This window comes from Pseudooceanicola nanhaiensis DSM 18065 (genome assembly GCF_000688295.1).
In the GTDB taxonomy this organism is placed as follows: Bacteria; Pseudomonadota; Alphaproteobacteria; order Rhodobacterales; family Rhodobacteraceae; genus Pseudooceanicola; species Pseudooceanicola nanhaiensis.
In genome coordinates this window covers 51,205-67,745 of record NZ_JHZF01000020.1, presented here as the reverse complement: position 1 = coordinate 67,745, position 16,541 = coordinate 51,205, and the positions used below count along the sequence as shown (strand labels likewise).

Annotated in this window: 13 protein-coding genes, 1 pseudogene and 1 other annotated feature; of the genes and pseudogenes, 4 read left to right on the top strand and 10 right to left on the bottom strand. The window is 65.7% G+C overall.

Features of this window, described 5'->3' with window-relative positions:
• Window positions 1-6 precede the first annotated feature (6 nt).
• The 10 genes from Q344_RS0122450 to rpoN form a co-directional block, all read right to left on the bottom strand.
• Window positions 7-999 (bottom strand): NADPH:quinone oxidoreductase family protein, encoded by a 993-nt coding sequence (locus tag Q344_RS0122450; protein ID WP_028288691.1) that lies wholly within the window; start codon window positions 997-999, stop codon window positions 7-9.
• Complete coding sequence (locus Q344_RS24885) at window positions 996-2,129, bottom strand: CaiB/BaiF CoA transferase family protein (RefSeq protein ID WP_036540389.1); 1,134 nt, start codon at window positions 2,127-2,129, stop codon at window positions 996-998. The genes Q344_RS0122450 and Q344_RS24885 overlap by 4 nt, the downstream gene beginning before the upstream one ends.
• A 3-nt stretch (window positions 2,130-2,132) precedes the next feature.
• A complete protein-coding gene (locus Q344_RS26445; protein WP_169739222.1) occupies window positions 2,133-3,635 on the bottom strand; it encodes a 3-hydroxyacyl-CoA dehydrogenase family protein in 1,503 nt (500 codons plus the stop codon).
• Complete coding sequence (locus tag Q344_RS0122435; RefSeq protein WP_028288690.1) at window positions 3,632-4,798, bottom strand: acyl-CoA dehydrogenase family protein; 1,167 nt, start codon at window positions 4,796-4,798, stop codon at window positions 3,632-3,634. The genes Q344_RS26445 and Q344_RS0122435 overlap by 4 nt, the downstream gene beginning before the upstream one ends.
• Window positions 4,798-5,502 (bottom strand): SDR family NAD(P)-dependent oxidoreductase, encoded by a 705-nt coding sequence (locus Q344_RS0122430; protein ID WP_028288689.1) that lies wholly within the window; start codon window positions 5,500-5,502, stop codon window positions 4,798-4,800. Before Q344_RS0122430 ends, Q344_RS0122435 begins: the two co-directional genes overlap by 1 nt.
• Complete coding sequence (locus Q344_RS0122425) at window positions 5,495-6,265, bottom strand: enoyl-CoA hydratase/isomerase family protein (protein ID WP_028288688.1); 771 nt, start codon at window positions 6,263-6,265, stop codon at window positions 5,495-5,497. Before Q344_RS0122425 ends, Q344_RS0122430 begins: the two co-directional genes overlap by 8 nt.
• 3 nt (window positions 6,266-6,268) lie before the next feature.
• Window positions 6,269-7,888 (bottom strand): class I adenylate-forming enzyme family protein, encoded by a 1,620-nt coding sequence (locus Q344_RS0122420; RefSeq protein WP_028288687.1) that lies wholly within the window; start codon window positions 7,886-7,888, stop codon window positions 6,269-6,271.
• A gap of 9 nt (window positions 7,889-7,897) precedes the next feature.
• On the bottom strand, window positions 7,898-8,677 hold the full coding sequence (locus Q344_RS0122415) for an enoyl-CoA hydratase-related protein (protein ID WP_028288686.1): 780 nt from the start codon (window positions 8,675-8,677) through the stop codon (window positions 7,898-7,900).
• Window positions 8,678-8,712: 35 nt separating this feature from the next.
• Entirely contained in the window at window positions 8,713-9,945 is a 1,233-nt protein-coding gene (locus Q344_RS0122410; protein WP_051631022.1) for a CaiB/BaiF CoA transferase family protein, read from the bottom strand.
• Window positions 9,946-10,066: 121 nt separating this feature from the next.
• Entirely contained in the window at window positions 10,067-11,482 is a 1,416-nt protein-coding gene (gene rpoN / locus Q344_RS0122405) for an RNA polymerase factor sigma-54 (protein WP_028288684.1), read from the bottom strand.
• Window positions 11,483-11,750: 268 nt separating this feature from the next.
• On the opposite strand from rpoN, the gene Q344_RS24875 reads away from it, so the two are divergent.
• The 4 genes and pseudogenes from Q344_RS24875 (at window position 11,751) to Q344_RS0122370 (ending at window position 16,537) form a co-directional block, all read left to right on the top strand.
• Entirely contained in the window at window positions 11,751-13,412 is a 1,662-nt protein-coding gene (locus Q344_RS24875) for a sigma-54 interaction domain-containing protein (RefSeq protein WP_036540387.1), read from the top strand.
• A 175-nt stretch (window positions 13,413-13,587) separates the two neighbouring features.
• Window positions 13,588-14,346 (top strand): IS110 family transposase, encoded by a 759-nt coding sequence (locus Q344_RS25340; RefSeq protein WP_051631020.1) that lies wholly within the window; start codon window positions 13,588-13,590, stop codon window positions 14,344-14,346.
• Window positions 14,347-14,407: 61 nt separating this feature from the next.
• Window positions 14,408-15,177 (top strand): annotated as a pseudogene (locus Q344_RS25905) (IS5 family transposase).
• Window positions 15,178-15,308: 131 nt separating this feature from the next.
• Window positions 15,309-16,537, top strand: a protein-coding gene (locus tag Q344_RS0122370; RefSeq protein WP_156954789.1) for an IS3 family transposase whose coding sequence is annotated in 2 segments (ribosomal slippage) — window positions 15,309-15,603 and window positions 15,603-16,537 — 1,230 coding nt in all. Because the reading frame shifts where the segments join, the coding sequence is not laid out codon by codon here.
• Window positions 15,590-15,706, top strand: a sequence feature (AL1L pseudoknot). (Overlaps the previous gene by 117 nt.)
• Window positions 16,538-16,541 lie beyond the last annotated feature (4 nt).

Here is a 16,541-nt window from a genome sequence, read left to right as displayed (position 1 = left end):
GTCGTCCTATCCTATTGTCAGAATGATCTTGCCCCGCGCCCGACCCTCGTTCAGCGCCTTGAGCGCCACGGCATAGTCCGCAAGCGGCAGCACCTCGGTTATGCGCGGTGACAGCTTGCCCTGTGCCCACAGGTCGAACATCTCGGCCTGCGCGGCATGAACGCGTTCCGGCTGCCGCGCGCGGTAGTCGGTCCACTGGATCCCGCTGGCCGAGATGTTCTTGACCAGCAGGTAGTTCGCTCCGATTTTCGGAATGTCGCCCGAGGCGAAACCGACAACGACCAGCCGCCCGCACCACGCCATCGCGCGGATCGAGGCGGCGGACACCGCACCGCCGACCGGGTCGATCACCACGTCCGCGCCATGCCCGTCCGTGGCGGCCATCACGCCGTCCTTCAAGGCATCGCGCATGTCCTCGCCGGAGACATCGACGACGGTGTCGGCACCGATCCCGTGCAGGAATTCCGCGTTCGCCGCGCCCCGGCTCGCCGCGATCACCCGCGACGCGCCGAGTGCCTTGGCCAGCTGCACCGCCGCCATGCCGATGCCGCCCGTCGCGCCGAGGACCAGCACCGTTTCGCCGGGCGTGAACTGCCCGCGATCCATCAGCGCGAAATACGCGGTCTGGTAGACGAGCCCGAAGGAAGCGGCCGTTTCGCAGGACATCGCGTCAGGGACCGGAAAGCAGAACGAGGCCGGCGCAACGACCTTTTCGGCAAAGGTGCCGTATTGCGGCAAGACGAGCACTTTCTGCCCGACGCTCAGGATGTCGACGCCATCGCCAAGCGCCGACACGCGTCCTGCCCCGGCAAGACCGGGCGAGAACGGGAAGGGCGGCAGTTTCTGATACTTGCCCTCGATATAGAGGATGTCGGGGAAGTTGGTCTCGGAGGCCTCGAGGTCGACGACCACCTCGCCCTGTCCGAGCGTCGGGTCGGCCATCTCGGCCAGTTCGGCCCCGTGGTAATCGGTGAATTCGCGGACGACGATGGCTTTCATGATTTGTCTCCCCCGGTCAGATCGCCGGTCTGTGCCCCGAGCGCGGGCGCGGGCAGCATGTCATCCGGCGCCGCGCGGAACGCCGGTGCGATCGGCAGCGGCAGCGCGGTGATGTGGTCGCCCCCGGCATTGGTCAGCGTATGGTCGAACAGGCCCCGCGCGCGATAGTGCTCGCACCGCATGGCCTCGTCGACCGTCCGGACAATGCTGCAACAGCAGTCGGCGGCGTCGAACACGGGCTCCCATTCCGACGCGGGCCGGCTGGCGATGATCGCGGCCACGCCACGGCCCGTCGCCTCGGGGTCGCGGGTGTCGTCGCGCAGCGCGGGCTCCAGCCCGATCGCCTCGCAGAAACTCTCCCAGAATTTCTGCTCCAGCGGCGCGGCGGCGAGGATGCGGCCGTCCGAGGTGGGATAGAGCCTGTAACGCGGCGATGCGCCGGTCGTCATGCTGTCCCCGTTGCCGGGAAAGTCGCCCGACACCTGACCCTCGGCCATCGCGGAATAGAGGAACGGAAAGATCGTCTCGGCCATCGCGATGTCGATATAGGCCCCCTCGCCCGTCTGGTCCCGCTGGCGCAGGGCCATCAGGATGTTGACCAGCGCGGGATAGGCCCCGCCCGCGATGTCCGCGATCAGCGCTGCGGGGACCACCGGCGCCTGCGGCGATCCATAGCTGAGCGCCAACAGGCCCGCATCGCCCTGGTAGTTCAGGTCGTGCCCGGCCCGCAGTGCGCGGGGGCCGGACTGCCCGTAACCGGAGATCGAACAGTAGATGATTCCGGGCCGGATCGCGCGCACGTCATCATAGGACAGCCCGAGCCGCGCCATGACGCCGGGGCGGAACTGTTCCACGATGATGTCCGCGCCCTCGATCAGCGGCATCAGCTGCGCGCGACCCGCGTCTGACTTCAGGTCCAGCGCGATGCTCTTCTTGCCCCGGTTCAGGATGTTGAAGTTCGCGCTGTCATCGCCCCAGCGGGGCACGTAGCTGCGCATCTCGTCGCCGCTGCCGGGCCGTTCGATCTTGATGACCTCGGCCCCTGCCTCGGCAAGGAACAGGGTCGCCATCGGTCCCGGCAGAAGGGTCGAGAAGTCGAGGACGCGCAGTCCGTTCAGGGCGCCGGACATGGCTCAGGCCTCCCGCGCCTTGGCGACGACGGCGGCGCGGGCGGGCGCATAGCCCGGCAGGCCGGTCATCGACTGGATCGCGGTCGTGACGTCGCAGTGGCGGGCCAGCCCGCCGCGCGTGACCCGTTCGACCGGGCCGTCGGGATAGCCGAGGCCCATGCAGCAGGTGCGGTCCATGTCCTCGGCACTGGCGAGACCTTCGTCGAGGAAGCGCAGCGCGTCGTTGTACTTGGGCCGGACCAGCCGGTCGACGATGCGGCCGGGCCGGTCGGCGCACACCACCACGTCGAAGCCCGCGACCTCGAACACCGCCCGCGCGGCGGCCAGCGCCGCGTCGTCGGTGGCCGGCTGGCGGACCAGTTCGATCAGGTTCGACGGCGCGTCGGATCCGTTGCGATAGCGGGCGAAGCCCACGACGTTCGATCCCTCGCGTCCCATGTCCTCGCCCGTGTGGACGCCGAGGCATTCGGTGTCGAGTTCGACCAGAACCGCCGTCTTGCCCGCGTCCGCCGCGAAGCCGCCCCCGAGATGGATCGTCACCGGACCGTCACCCTGCGCGGCGGACAGGAAGTCGTCGCCCGTAGGGAAGGACCGGCTGTCGCCTGCCGAGGCGATGGTAAACGCCGGGGCCTCGGTCGCCTTCGCCGCCTTTTCGGCGGTCAGCAGCCCGCCGCCCGACTTGTTGCCGAGCCTGCCCGCCGCCACCATCCGCCGTAGCAGCGGCGGGACGGAGGCGCGGGTGTCCAGCGTGATCGGATAGAACGCCTCGCCCAGCAGGACCTGCGTGTCGAGCCCGATCAGATCCAGCAGCGTGCAGGGCCCCATCTTGTAGCCGAGCCCGGAACAGATCGCGGTGTCGATGTCCTCGGGTGTGCAGAGCCCCGCCTCGATCGCGCGGATGACGTCGTTGTTGAAGGGCACGAGCAGCGCGTTCAGGATGAAGCCCGGCTTGTCCTGCGTCTCGACCGAGATCTGGCCAGCCGCTTCGGTCCATGCCCATGCGGTGGCGAATGTCTCGTCCGAGGTGTTGATGCCGCGCGACATCTCGATCAGCTTCATGACCTGCGCGGGCAGGCAGAAGTGCATGCCGACCATCCGGTCGTCGCGGCCGGTGCCCGCCGCAATTTCCGTGATCGACAGAGTCGAGGTGTTCGACGCAAAGATCGTGCTGTCCTTGCAAATGCCGTTCAGCTCTCCGAACAGCTCCTTCTTGACCTTCAGGTTCTCGAAGATCGCCTCGATCACCAGGTCGCAGTCGGCAAGGTCGGTGAGCGCGGTGGTGTCGATCATCCGGCCAAGCGCCGCGTCGCAGTCCTCCTGGCTCATCCGGCCCTTTTCGACCGAGCGGCCAAAGAACTTCTGCGCCGCCTTGCGCTGACGGGCGAGCGCGTCCGCCGACAGGTCGAAGCAGTAGGTTTCATATCCGGCGCGGGCCGCGACAAGCGCGATGCCGGCCCCCATCGTGCCGCCTGCCCCGCAGACAGCGACTTTGCGAATGCTGGTCATTTGGTGATGAAACTCCGTCCGATGAGCTGGCGGTGAACCTGGTTGGTCCCCTCCCAGATCTGGGTGATCTTGGCGTCGCGCATCAGGCGCTCCGCGCGGTAGTCGCGGCAGTAGCCATAGCCGCCGTGGAACTGGACACACTCGGTCGCCATCTTCATGGCGAGGTCCGAGGCGCGCAGCTTGGCCATCGAGGCCTCCATGCCGAAATCGGGCTCGCCCCCGTCGACGAGGCCCGCGACGTAGTCGAGCCATGTCTCGACCATCAGCAGCTCACCTGCGAGGTCGGCCAGCGTGAACTGGTTGCCCTGGAACTCCAGAACCTTCTTGCGGCTCTGCACCCGGTCATTGCCGTAGGCGACCATGTCCTTGAACGCCGCGCGGGCGATGCCGAGCGCATGTGCCGCGACAGAGGGGCGGGACCGGTTGAGCGAGCCGAGAAGGATCTTCAGCCCGTCGCCCGGTTCCATCAGCAGGTTGGCGCGGGGCACGCGGACATTGTCGAACGACAGCGCGCAGGTGGACGAGCCGTTGTGGCCCATCTTCTTTTCCTTGCCGATGACGCTGAAGCCCTCGGCCCCCTTTTCGAGGATCAGGGCCGAGATCGCCTTTTTCGGATCGTCGACGCCCGCCCATTTCCCGAACACGAGATAGCGGTCCGCCACGTCGCCGTTCGAGATGAACACCTTGTTGCCCTTCAGGATGATGTCGTCGCCATCGGGGGTGAAGCTGGTCTTCATCCCCGTCGCGTCCGACCCGGCGGTCGGTTCGGTGATCGCCAGCGCACCCAGCCCGCCTTCGGCGATGCAGGGCAGCAGGCGGGCCTTCTGCTCTTCCGAGCCGTATTCGATCAGCGGCTTCATCCCGTGGTAGTTCGTGGCGTAGATGATGCCGGTCGAGGCGCAGGCCTCGGATATGATCGCCACGATCTCCAGGTACAGGCGGAAGGACATCGGCATCCCGCCATAGGCCTCGGGCACGAAGACCGCGTTCAGGCCAAGCGCGTTGATAGCCTCGACGTTCTTCCACGGGAATTCGCCGGTCGCGTCGATATGTTCGGCGTTCGGCGCGATGACCTCGTCCGTCATCCGCTGGACCTGATCGAGGATCGCACGTTCCTCGTCGCTCCAGGACCTGGAACGTTGCAGCTTGTCGTACATGTTCATCAGTGATTGATCCCCTGAGCCCCGTCGACGTAGATCGTTTCGCCGGTCAGGTAGCCGATGTTCTCGGCGAAGATGGCGGTCACCAGCCGGGCGACGTCATCCACCGATCCGGCGCCGCCGGTCGGGATGCGCTGCGCCATCCACGCCTTGACCTTTTCCCGCGCGAGGTAGTCGCGGTTCAGGTCGGTTTCGATATAGCCCGGCGCGACGTTCATCACCCGGATTCCGTCGCGCGCCCATTCCACCGCCATGCAGCGCGTCATCGCGGCGACGGCGGCCTTGGAGGCGCAGTAGGACAGGTTGTCGGGCACGCCCATCCGGTCGAAGAAGGACCCGATGTTGACGATGATCCCGCCCGCCGCCTTCAGGTGCGGATAGACTTCGCGCGCGGCGACCATCACGGCGGTCGCGTTCAGCGCCATCGTCCGGTCGAAGTCCCTTGTGTCGAGCGTCGCGATCGGCCCGGCGATGTGGACGCCCGCGTTGTTGACCAGCCCCGCGACGGGCCCGCGTTTCGCGACCTCGGCCATGGCGTCACGCACCGCGGCTTCGTCGGTCATGTCGCAGGCGATGCCGTGCCCCTTGGGCGCGGTGCCGCTGCGCGACAGGCAAACGACGTCAAAGCCGCGCCCGTCCAGTTCCGTCGCGATGGCGGCGCCGATGCCCTTGGAGGCGCCGGTCACGATGATCTGTCCTTCAGCCATCCCTGAACTCCGCTTTGCGTTTCTCTTCGAAGGCGGCCATGCCTTCCTCGGCATCCGCCGTGCGATAGGCGAGCGTCGACAGGTCGGCCTCGATCCGCAGCCCTTCCTCAAGCGTGACGTCGCCCGCCCGCTGGACCGCGCGGCGCGCGAATTCCAGCACCGGCAGGCTGTAGCGGGTGAACTTGCCCGCGAAGTCGCGGCCCGCTTGCATCAGGTCGCCCTCGACCACCGCGTTCACCAGCCCGATGCGCTCGGCCTCGTCGGCCTTCACGTTGCGGCCGGTCATGATGATCTCAAGCGCGCGGCCCTCGCCCACCAGACGCGGCAGGCGCTGCGTGCCTCCGTAGCCGGGGATCAGGCCCAGCTTGATCTCGGGCAGGCCGAAGATCGCGTTCGGCGAGGCCAGCCGGAAGGTGCAGGCCAGCGCCAGTTCCGACCCGCCGCCGAAGGCATAGCCGTTGACCAGTGCCACCGAAGCGACCGGCAGGGTGCCGAGCTTGGCAAAGACCGACTGGCCCAGTTCGGCCCCGCGCTTCTGGTCGATCAGCGGGCGGTTGCGCAGTTCTTTGATGTCCGCGCCGGCGCAGAACGCCTTGTCGCCCGCGCCGGTGACCAGCAGCGCGCGGATGTCCTTCATCGCCGCGACCTCGTCCAACGCGCGGCCGATGTCACCGAGGATCGAGAACGACAGCGCGTTCAGTGCCTCGGGACGATTGAGGGTGAGGACGGCGAAATCGCCGTCCTTCTTCAGTTCTACAGGCATTGGTTACTCCGCCCTCGCCATCTTGTAGCGGACCGGCAGCGGGCTCAGTTCGCCGCGCCCCACCATGTCGATCATTTCGCGTTTCAGGATTTTGCCGCTGGCGGTGAGGGGCATCGCCCGCACATCGAGGAACCATTCCGGCATGTCGTATTTCGACAGGCCTTCACGGGCGAGATGCGCCAGCATCTCCTCGGGCGAGACATCGCCGATGACCGCAAGGCAGACCTTTTCGCCCAGCCGGTCGTCGGGCAGGCCGAAGACGGCCGCCTTCTCGACCCGCTTGTGTTCAAGCGTCAGGGACTCGATCCGCGAGGGATTGATGTTGTGGCCGCCGCGGATGATGACGTCCTTGATCCGCCCCTCGATCCGCAGGTTGCCGTTGATGTCGAACGATCCGAGGTCGCCGGACAGCAGGTAGCCGTGCCGGTTCATCGTCTTCTCGGTCGCGGCCTGGTTGGCGAAATAGCCCAGCATCATCGCCGCGCCGCGCCCGCCGATGTTGCCGGTCTGGCCGCGCGGCAGTTCCACGTCCGGGTTCGCCGGATCCCAGATCTTGACCTCGTAGGCCGGTCCGCCCCGTCCGCAGGTCTGGATCCAGACCTCCTTGGGGTCGCTGGGATGGGTGTACTGGTGCGACGAGCATTCGGTCATGCCGTAGATGTTCTGCGGCGTGATCCCCTGATCCACGAAGGCCTGCGCCACGACCTCGGGGATCGCGGAGCCTGCCATGTAAAAGGTCTGGACCTGTCCCAGCCGTTCCATGCCCTGCCGCTTCTGTTCGGCGAGGATGTCCATCGCGTGGGTCGGCACGCCCAGCACGTAGGTCGCGCCGGATTCCACGATCCACGCCAGCCGGTCCATGCCCTCGGGCGGATGATCGGTGACGAAGCGGCCGCCCGAGACCAGCCATTGCCCGCAGGCCACCCAGGCGATGTGGTGCGACAGCGGGCTGAGCGTCAGCAGCACCGTCTGTTCCGACAGCGCCCAGTCCCGCGCGAGGTCGCGGGCGTTGGACAGCAGCGTGTTGCACGAGTGCATGACGCACTTGGGCTTGCCCGTCGTGCCCGAGGTGAAGGCGAGGTAGACGACGCTGTCCGGGTTCGAATGCGGCGTCCGGTCGACGCCGGTGATGTACTGCGGGAAGGTATCGGGCGTGTAGACCTTCTTGAGGAACGGCAGGTCCTTCAGCAGTTCGTAAAGGTCGACCGTATCACGATCCGCGCCCCAGCCGTCCTCGGTCACCAGCGCGCTGGCCGACAGTTCGGTCAGCAGTTCGACGATCTCGCCGCAGGTGTAGGTACGGTGGAGGGAGGGATTGCAGGCAATCCCCTCCCGCGAGCAGGCGAGGAAGGTGATCACCGCCTCGATCCTGTTCGACATCCAGATCGCCACACGGTCGCCGGCGCCGATACCCTGCGACAGCAGGCTGTCGGCCATGGCGTCCACCCTCGCCTTCAAGGCACACCACGGCAGCGAGGTCAGCCCGTCCACCAGCGCGATATCGTCGGGGCGACGGTCCGCGTGATCGTTCATCAGCGAATAGAACGTGTCGTCCTTCCACAGCCCGCGGGCGTAGAACTCTCGTGCCGTCTGGGGATCATGAAGCGTGAGGAATGGTTTCATGTGTCCGCCTCAGTGCCCGAACTTGGTCGCATCCGGCTGGCGCCGCCCGGCGAAGCTCTCCTTGAGCTCCTTCGATTCCTCGGTGCCCAGATACTGGCTGAGCAGCAGGTCGTGGGTCACGCGGGACAGGCCGCCGACGCCGCCGTGACGGGCGTTGAACGCACCCTTGATCGAGGCAAGCGCGAAGGCACCGCGATCCGCGATCTCCAGTGCGAACTCCTTGGTCTTTTCGGCCAGTTCCGCATCCGGGGCGACACGGTTGATCAGGCCGATCTCCATCGCCTGCGCCGCGGTCAGCTTGGGGTTCGCGTACCACATCTCCTTGGCCTTCTTCTTGCCGACCAGGTCTTCGAGATACCACGTGCCATAGCCCGCATCGAACGAACCCATCATCGGACCGACCTGACGGAAGATCGCGGATTCCTTGGCGATGGTGACGTCGCAGACCATCTGCAGCACGTTGCCGCCGCCGACGGCAAAGCCGTTCACGCTGGCGATCACCGGCTTCTGCAGCTTGTCGATGGCCTCGTACATCTCCAGCGTCGGCAGGGTGCCGGCATAGAGCTTGGTCTTTTCCATCCCGTCCTTGGATCCGCCGATGCAGAAGAACCGGTCGCCCGCGCCGGTCAGCACGACGACACGGGTCCGCGTCTCGCGGCGGATGCCCTCGATGCAGTCGCGGATCTCGTGGCACATCGTCTCGGTGAACATGTTGCCGTCGTCCGGGCGGTTCATCGTGATGGTCCCGATCGGGCCGTCTTCCTGATAAATGATTTCCTTGAAAGCCATGTCTTGTCCTTCCTTCATGTTCTGTTCGGGACCCGTCACTCGGACGGTTTGAGATCGCGCAGGATCGCCTGCGTGTCCGCGCCGAGACGCGGCGGGGCGAGGCGCGCGGTGCTGGCCTGCCCGTTGATGCGGATGCCAAGACCGATCTGCGGCAGGATCCTGCCCTCATCGTCCTCGACTGCATAGAAAAGATCGCGCGCCCGCAGATGTTCGTCCGCGGCGACCTCGTCCACGCGGTTGATCGGCCCGGCGGGCACGCGGGCGTCGCGGAAGACGTCCAGCCAGTGCGCGCGGGTTTCCTTGAGCAGCAGCGACTGGATCCGCTCGACGATCTCGACGCGGTTCTCGCGGCGGTCGGCGTTGCTGCGGAAGTCCTCGCGGGCCGCGAATTCGGGATCGCCGAGCGCTTTCCAGAACCGGCTCCAGATCGCATCGGACCCGAGGCCCAGCGTGATCGGATGATCCGCCGTCTCGAACGGCTGGTAGATCGCGATGACGCTGTCGCGCCCGCCCGTCCGCTCGGGGATCTCGCCCGCGCCGAGGTAGGGGGAAATCCGGCACGACAGGAAGCGGGTCATGCTCTCGACAAGGCTGACGTCGATGCACTGGCCCTGCCCGCCGTTCTGGTGACGTCCGGCCAGTGCGGCCATCGTCGCCATCGCCGCGTCCTGACCGGCCAGCATGTCCGCCGCCGGAGCGCCGATCTTCTGCGGCTCGGCCCCGGCGGGGCCGGTGATGTCCATGATCCCGGAATAGCCCTCGGCGATCAGGTCGTAGCAGGTCAGGTTCGCCCGCTCGCCTTCAAGTCCGAAGCCGGTGATGGCGACAAAGATCAGGCCCTCGCGCTCCTGCTTCAGCGTGTCGTAGTCGAGGCCCAGCTTCTTCTGCACCGACGGCGGCTGGTTCGTCACGACCACGTCGGCGGTCCGCACCAGCGCCAGCAGGTCGGCGCGGCCCTGTTCGGTCTGTGCATCGATCACGACACTGCGCTTGTTGCGGTTCACCGCAGCGAACCACAGCGCCTGCCCGTGCAGGAACGGCGGGCCCCAGGCGCGGGCATCGTCACCGGCAGGGCGTTCGACCTTGATGATCTCGGCCCCGAAATCGGACAACAGCATCGTCGCATAGGGACCGGCGACCGACGTCGTCAGGTCGAGGACACGGACGCCGTTCAGAAAGCCGAAGGTCTGTCCCGACTCCACGATCGGCAGGGTTTCATAGGGCAATCCGGTCGATTGCTGCTGCTCTGCACTTGGCTGGTTTGTCATGGCCCACATCTCTTGTCTGTCACCGAACTACAGATGCAATGCCCGTGCCAAAATGCGGCGCCACGACTTTACAGGTGGAGGGATTCCCCGGACCGGCAGTACCCCGCGCAGGCGCGCCACTTCACTCCGCCGCCGCCAGGACACCACGGGCCAGAGGCAACGGAGCCTTGAGCCGCTTGCGTTTCCGCGAGGTCGGAATGTCCATCATCTCGCGGTATTTCGCGACGGTCCGCCGCGCGATGTCGATGCCTTCGGACCTCAGCGTGTCCATGATCGCCTGATCCGACAGGATGTCGGTGGGCTTTTCTGCCTCCACCAGTTGCCGGATGCGATGGCGGACGGTTTCGACGGACAGCATGTCGTCGCCATCCACCACGCCGAGCGCGTTGGTGAAGAAGAACTTCAGCTCGAACATGCCGCGCGGGGTCATCATGTATTTGTCCGCGACGGCGCGACACACGGTGGATTCATGCAGATCGACCTCGGCCGCGATGTCCTTGAGCGACAGCGGCTTCAGGCTGCCCGCGCCGTAGCGGAAGAAGTCGCTCTGCTTCGTCACGATCTCGGTCGCGACCCGCAGGATCGTCTGCGCCCGCTGGTCGATATTGCGCGCCAGCCAGTTCGCGTTGCGCATGGAGTCGATCATGAAGCGCTGCTCGGCCGTGCCGTCGATGCGGGCGCTGATCCGGGCGTGATATTCCCGGTCGATCAGCACGCGCGGCATGACATCCGTGTTCAGCGCGACGCTCAGCGTGCCGTCCTCGGCCATCTCGACGTGAATGTCCGGCAGGGCCATCACGACCGGTTCGGCATCGAATTGCAGGCCCGGACGGGGATCGAGTTCGCGGATCTGGCGGGCCAGTTCCATGACGCCTGCAGCATCCACGCCGCAGACACGGGCCAGCGCGTCGATCTTGTAGTCGCCGAGCAGCCCGAGATTGCCGAGCAGCGCGCGCATCGGGGCTGTCAGGCGGTCACGTTCCGCAAGCTGGAGCGACAGGCACTCGGCCAGATCGCGCGCGGCGACGCCGGTCGGCTCGCAGGACTGCACGGTGCGCAGGACGGCATCGAACCGGTCCGCAGGCACACCCAGCAGATCCGCCATGATCTCCGTGTCGCGGCGCAGGTATCCGTCGGCGTCCAGCGACTCGACGATCTCGCGCGCGATCAGGCGATCGACGGGCGCGTCCAGCATCAGGTCGACCTGTGCGATCAGGTGATCCCGCAGCGAGACGCGCGCCTCGATATACTGGTCCGGCCCCGGCATATCGTCGCCTGCGCCAGAGATCGGCAGCCGCAGCGCGGCGTTCGGGCAGGACTGGCGATTGTTCTCGACACCGCGCGCCGCCTCGCTTTTCGCGGGCATGTCCGACGCGCCGCCGACGACCTTTATCAACGGGTTGTCGTCCGCCTGTTCGCGCAGGAATTCCTCGAGTTCGTGGTTGCCGTATTGCAGCAGCCGGATCGACTGGATCACCTGCCCGGTGATCGACAGCGACTGCCGTTGCTGCTGAAACTGGTTCGGCCTGAGTTCCATGTCTTCCCCCCTTCTTCCCCGACCCGGCTTTGTGCGGGCCATCCCCTTTCGGGGTGCTCCGGTCAGGCCGCGCATTTCAAAGCGCCGCCCCTCCTCGACCGGTTGGTGCCCTTGAAAGCAATAGACATGCCAAACACCGAGTCGCACCTTTGCATTTATTGAGGTCACGCATCAAGCTACTTTGTGGACAGGTTTGATTGACAAGTGTCCATGTCAAGGACACACCTAATGTCGGCGATTGGAGAATGTGTCGCCATGGGAGGGTTGCATGAGTGCCGAAAGCGGTGAAGACACCGGGATAAAGGGCGTCCTTGTCACTGATAACAAAGGGAAATGCCTGCTCGCCTCCGGCGCGGCCGAAGATGTCCGAATCCGTGCGATCATTTCCGACTCCGAATGGCTGGAGGATGCCGCCGAACGCCGTTTCGTGCCGATCCTGCTGAACGACGCCCGGTTCGTCGGGTTCGTTTCACCCTATCCCGCCGGGTATGTCGTCCTGATTTCTTCGCCGCCCGCGGACACTGTCCTGCAGTTCGTGATGCGCGTGGATTTCGCCTATGACATCCTGAACCACATCCTGAACGATCCCTACGACGCAATGACCATCGTCGATGCGAACGCCAAGATGGCCTATATCTCGCCCGTCCATGAAAAGTTCTTCGGCCTCGAACCGGGCGGCGGTGTCGGCAAGCCGGTGCGCGACGTGATCGAGAACACGCGCCTGCACCTGACGCTGAAGACCGGCGTCGCCGAGGTTGGGCAGGTCCAGCGGATGAAGGGCGTCGACCGCGTCGTGTCGCGCTACCCGATCCGCCACGGCAAGAAGATCGTCGGCGCCATCGGTCGGGTGATGTTCAAGGGCCCCCAGCAGTTGGAGGCGATGGCGCGCAAGATCAGCGATCTGGAAGGGCAGATCGAGACCTACAAGTCGAACGCCCGCAAGACCAAGGAAAGCGGGCCGGTCGATTTCCTGGACGCGATCATCGGCAACAGCCTCGCCATGCGGTCGCTCAGGGACCAGATCCGCAAGATCGCCCCGCTCGACATCCCCGTCCTGATCCAGGGCGAAAGCGGCACCGGCAAGGAACTGGTCGCGCAGGCGTTGCATCAGCTGAGCTCTCGCAAGGACCAGCGGATGGTGACGGTCAACGCCGCCGCCCTGCCCGTCTCGCTCGTGGAAAGCGAACTGTTCGGCTACGAGGCCGGCTCGTTCACCGGCGCCGACCGCAAGGGCCGCGTGGGCAAGTTCGAACAGGCCGACAAGGGCACGATCTTTCTGGACGAGATCGGGGACATGCCGCTCGAGGTGCAGACAAAACTGTTGCGGGTTCTGCAGGACCGGATCGTCGAACGGGTCGGCGGCGACAAGCCCAAGCGGGTGGATTTCAGGCTCTGCAGCGCCACGAACCGCGATCTGGAGGCCTTTGTCGAGCAGGAGAAGTTCCGGCTGGACCTCTATTACCGGATCAGCCCGGTCACCATCCAGATCCCGCCGCTGGACCAGCGCCGCGAGGATATCCCGCTGCTGCTGAACCACTTCGTGGCCGAGCTTGCCGCCCAGTATGGCCGCGACGTGCCGGAGGTCGAGATGGAGATCGCCCATCACCTAATGGAGCGGTCCTGGCCCGGCAACGTCCGCCAATTGCGCCACGTGGTCGAACGCGCCTTCGTCTTCGCGGAAGGCAGCAAGCTGAAGCTCGAGGATTTCGAGTCCGGACCCGGCGACGACACTGCGCCGGATACGGAGCGGGCGACCTCCTTCTCGACCAGCGGCGGCGGCTCGCTCAAGGACGCGCTGGAGGACCTCGAGCTGCATCTGATCCACGACGCGGTGATCCGGTTCAAGGGCAACAAGAAGAAGGCGGCCGAGCATCTCGGGGTGTCCCGCTCCTACCTATACAAGAAGCTGGGGACCGGCACCGACGCCTGACGGCCCCCCTGTCTGTTGGCGATGTTGTAGGAACACGGGTGTGGAAGGGAGCCGTCCTCCCCAAGGCCCGTGAGCCCGTGTGGGAGCAAGGGTCCCTTCCACGTCACGATCAAACTGAACAGTTGCTTGGGACGGTTGGCCCCGATCCCGCACGACACGGACAGGAGCCCATACCATGCCACAGACCTTCATCGGCTGCGACCTCGCCCGTGGCTGGATCGATACCCATTCCCTTCCGTCCGGCGCCACAGCGAGGATCAAGAACACGCCGGACGCGATCATCCGATGGGCCACCTCTCTGCCGGAGGACGCGCTGGTCGTCTTTGAAGCAACCAGCGGATGCGACGGGCCTCTCATCGCCACCCTCTCCAGGCGCGGCCTCGCCTACGCGCGCGTCAATCCCCGGCAGGCCCGAGAGTTCACCCGGGCGATCGGCGTGCAGGCCAAGACCGATCGCGTCGATGCCCGAATCCTTGCCCAGATGGGGGAGAAGCTGGACCTGACGCCGACCGTTCCCCGGTCCCCGGCCCGGGTCCGGCTGAGCGACCTGCTCCGCCGCCGCAGGCAGCTGGTCGAGATGCGCAAGGCGGAAAAGATCCGCCGCCAGAATGCAGGCAGCGCCGATATCCGGGCGGAGATCGACCGGATGATCCGAATCCTGGACCGGCGTGTCGAGACGATGGACAGGACCATCGCCGACCTCATCGCGAGCGATCCCGGCCTTGAACGGCAGGCCGCGCTCCTGCGCGCCGTCCCCCGCATCGGCCCCACAGTCCTGGCCGTCTTGCTTGGAGAGCTACCGGAACTCGGTCGGCTGGATCGACGGCGCATCGCCTCGCTCGCAGGCCTTGCGCCGCGTGCGCAGGGAAGCGAAACCTGGCGCGGATCGCGACGCATTTGGGGCGGCAGGGGGAGGGTCCGCGAAGCGCTCTAGGGTCAGGACCCAATGATCTTGCGCTTGCGGCATGATTCAGGCTCCGTAGGGAGACTGACCAATGAGCAACCTTTTCTGGCTGTCGGACGCGCAGATGGCCCGGCTTCAGCCCTTCTTCCCCAAGAGCCGTGGCAAGCCGCGGGTTGATGACCGACGTGTTCTCAGCGGGATAATTTTCATCAATCGCAACGGCTTGCGGTGGCGTGATTCGCCGAAGGATTAAGGCCCAGCGAAGACGCTCTACAACCGTTGGAAGCGATGGAGCGACAAGGGCATCTTTGCCCGGATAGTGGATGGGCTGGCGTCGGAGGCGGCTGTTCCGAGGACGCTGATGATCGACGCGACCTACCTGAAGGCGCACCGCACGGCGACCAGCCTGCGTTCGAAAAATGGGGATCCGATGACCAACGCGGCCGGCTGATCGGTCGAGCTAAGGGCGGCATGAACACCAAACTGCATGCCGTCGCCGACGCCGACGGACGCCCGATCCGCTTCTTCATGACCGCGGGCCAGGTCAGCGACTACACCGGCGCGGCGGCCCTGCTGGGTGGCCTGCAATCGGCAGAGTGGCTGCTGGCCGACCGGGGCTATAACGCCGACTGGTTCCGAGAAGCGTTGGAAGACAAGGGGATGCGGGCGTGCATCCCGGGCCGGAAGTCTCGCGCCAAGCCCGTCCGCTACGACAAGCGTCGCTACAAACGCCGCAACCGGATCGAGAACATGTTCGGCAGGCTCAAGGACTGGCGACGGGTTGCCATCCGCTACGACAGAAGCCCGAAGGTGTTCCTCTCCGCCATCGCCCTCGCCGCCGTCGTCATATTCCGGCTATGAACCGAGAACGAGATGCTGTAACGGGGGCCTGCGTCACGCACCGCCGTTGCCACTTGTCAGATCAGCGCCGCGCTGTCGCCATGAACCGCGCCGGGTTTGCCGGAGGCTCCCAACCTTGAGAAGGTGGAGCCATGACGAAGACATCCAATCGATATTCATCCGAGGTGCGTGCTCGCGCGGTGCGTATGGTTCTGGAACATGAGGCCGATCACGCTTCGCAGTGGGCGGCGATCTGCTCGATTGCGCCAAAGATCGGCTGCACGGCCGAGACGTTGCGGAAGTGGGTGCGACGCGAGGAGCGTGACAACGGGCAACGCCCGGGGCCGACCAGCGATCAGCTTGCGCGCCTCAAGCAGCTGGAGAAGGAAAACCGGGAGCTCCGGCAGGCCAACGAGATCCTCCGCAAGGCGTCCGCTTTTTTCGCTCAGGCGGAGCTCGACCGCCCTACGAGGAAATGAAGATGTTCATCGATGAGCATCGCGACCAGTATGGGATCGAGCCGATCTGCCGTGTGCTGCCGATCGCCCCGTCCACCTATCGCGCCCATGCCGCGGGCCGGGCCGATCCTGCAAAGCTGTCCGACCGCGCCTGGCGCGATGCCGAGCTGCGCCCGGAGATCCGGCGGGTCTGGGACGAGAACTTCCAGGTCTACGGCGCCCGCAAGGTCTGGCGGCAATTGAACCGTGAGGGGATCGCGGTCGCCAGGTGCACGGTCTCGCGCCTGATGAATGACATGGGGCTGGCGGGAGTGATCCGAGGAAAGGCCCGGAAAACAACGGTTTCCGATCCCTCCGCGCCATGCCCTGAGGATCGTGTGAACCGAGAGTTCCATGCCCCGGCGCCGAACATGCTCTGGCTGTCCGACTTCACCTATGTCGCGACCTGGAGTGGGTTTGTCTACGTGGCCTTGGTTATCGATGTCTTTGCCAGACGGATCGTCGGCTGGCGCGTGTCTCGTTCCATGCAGGCTGAGTTCGTGCTCGACGCTCTGGAACAGGCTCTGCACGAACGGCGGCCCGTCGATGGCGGCGGGCTCATCCACCACAGCGACCGAGGCAGCCAGTACGTGTCGATCAAGTACACCGAGCGACTGGCCGAAGCGGGCATCGAGCCGTCCGTCGGCAGCGTCGGGGATTCCTATGACAATGCCCTCGCCGAGACAGTGATCGGGCTCTTCAAGGCCGAGGTCATTCATCGTCGCGGGCCATGGCGCAGCTTCGAGGCGGTCGAGTTCGCAACGCTGGAATGGGTGGATTGGTTCAATAACCGGCGCCTACTCGAACCCATCGGAAACATCCCGCCCGCAGAAGCGGAAGCCCGCTTCTATGCACAATCAGACGAGTTCGCTATGGTGGCGTGACTCA

What these genes read in the sequence shown, in the direction of transcription:
- Q344_RS24875 (WP_036540387.1), top strand. Translation starts at nt 11,751, where the DNA reads ATGAGTGCCGAAAGCGGTGAAGACACCGGGATAAAGGGCGTCCTTGTC.
- Q344_RS26445 (WP_169739222.1), bottom strand. Translation starts at nt 3,635, where the DNA reads ATGACCAGCATTCGCAAAGTCGCTGTCTGCGGGGCAGGCGGCACGATG.
- Q344_RS25340 (WP_051631020.1), top strand. Translation starts at nt 13,588, where the DNA reads ATGCCACAGACCTTCATCGGCTGCGACCTCGCCCGTGGCTGGATCGAT.
- Q344_RS0122410 (WP_051631022.1), bottom strand. Translation starts at nt 9,945, where the DNA reads ATGACAAACCAGCCAAGTGCAGAGCAGCAGCAATCGACCGGATTGCCC.
- Q344_RS0122420 (WP_028288687.1), bottom strand. Translation starts at nt 7,888, where the DNA reads ATGAAACCATTCCTCACGCTTCATGATCCCCAGACGGCACGAGAGTTC.
- rpoN (WP_028288684.1), bottom strand. Translation starts at nt 11,482, where the DNA reads ATGGAACTCAGGCCGAACCAGTTTCAGCAGCAACGGCAGTCGCTGTCG.
- Q344_RS0122450 (WP_028288691.1), bottom strand. Translation starts at nt 999, where the DNA reads ATGAAAGCCATCGTCGTCCGCGAATTCACCGATTACCACGGGGCCGAA.
- Q344_RS0122435 (WP_028288690.1), bottom strand. Translation starts at nt 4,798, where the DNA reads ATGAACATGTACGACAAGCTGCAACGTTCCAGGTCCTGGAGCGACGAG.
- Q344_RS24885 (WP_036540389.1), bottom strand. Translation starts at nt 2,129, where the DNA reads ATGTCCGGCGCCCTGAACGGACTGCGCGTCCTCGACTTCTCGACCCTT.
- Q344_RS0122425 (WP_028288688.1), bottom strand. Translation starts at nt 6,265, where the DNA reads ATGCCTGTAGAACTGAAGAAGGACGGCGATTTCGCCGTCCTCACCCTC.
- Q344_RS0122430 (WP_028288689.1), bottom strand. Translation starts at nt 5,502, where the DNA reads ATGGCTGAAGGACAGATCATCGTGACCGGCGCCTCCAAGGGCATCGGC.
- Q344_RS0122415 (WP_028288686.1), bottom strand. Translation starts at nt 8,677, where the DNA reads ATGGCTTTCAAGGAAATCATTTATCAGGAAGACGGCCCGATCGGGACC.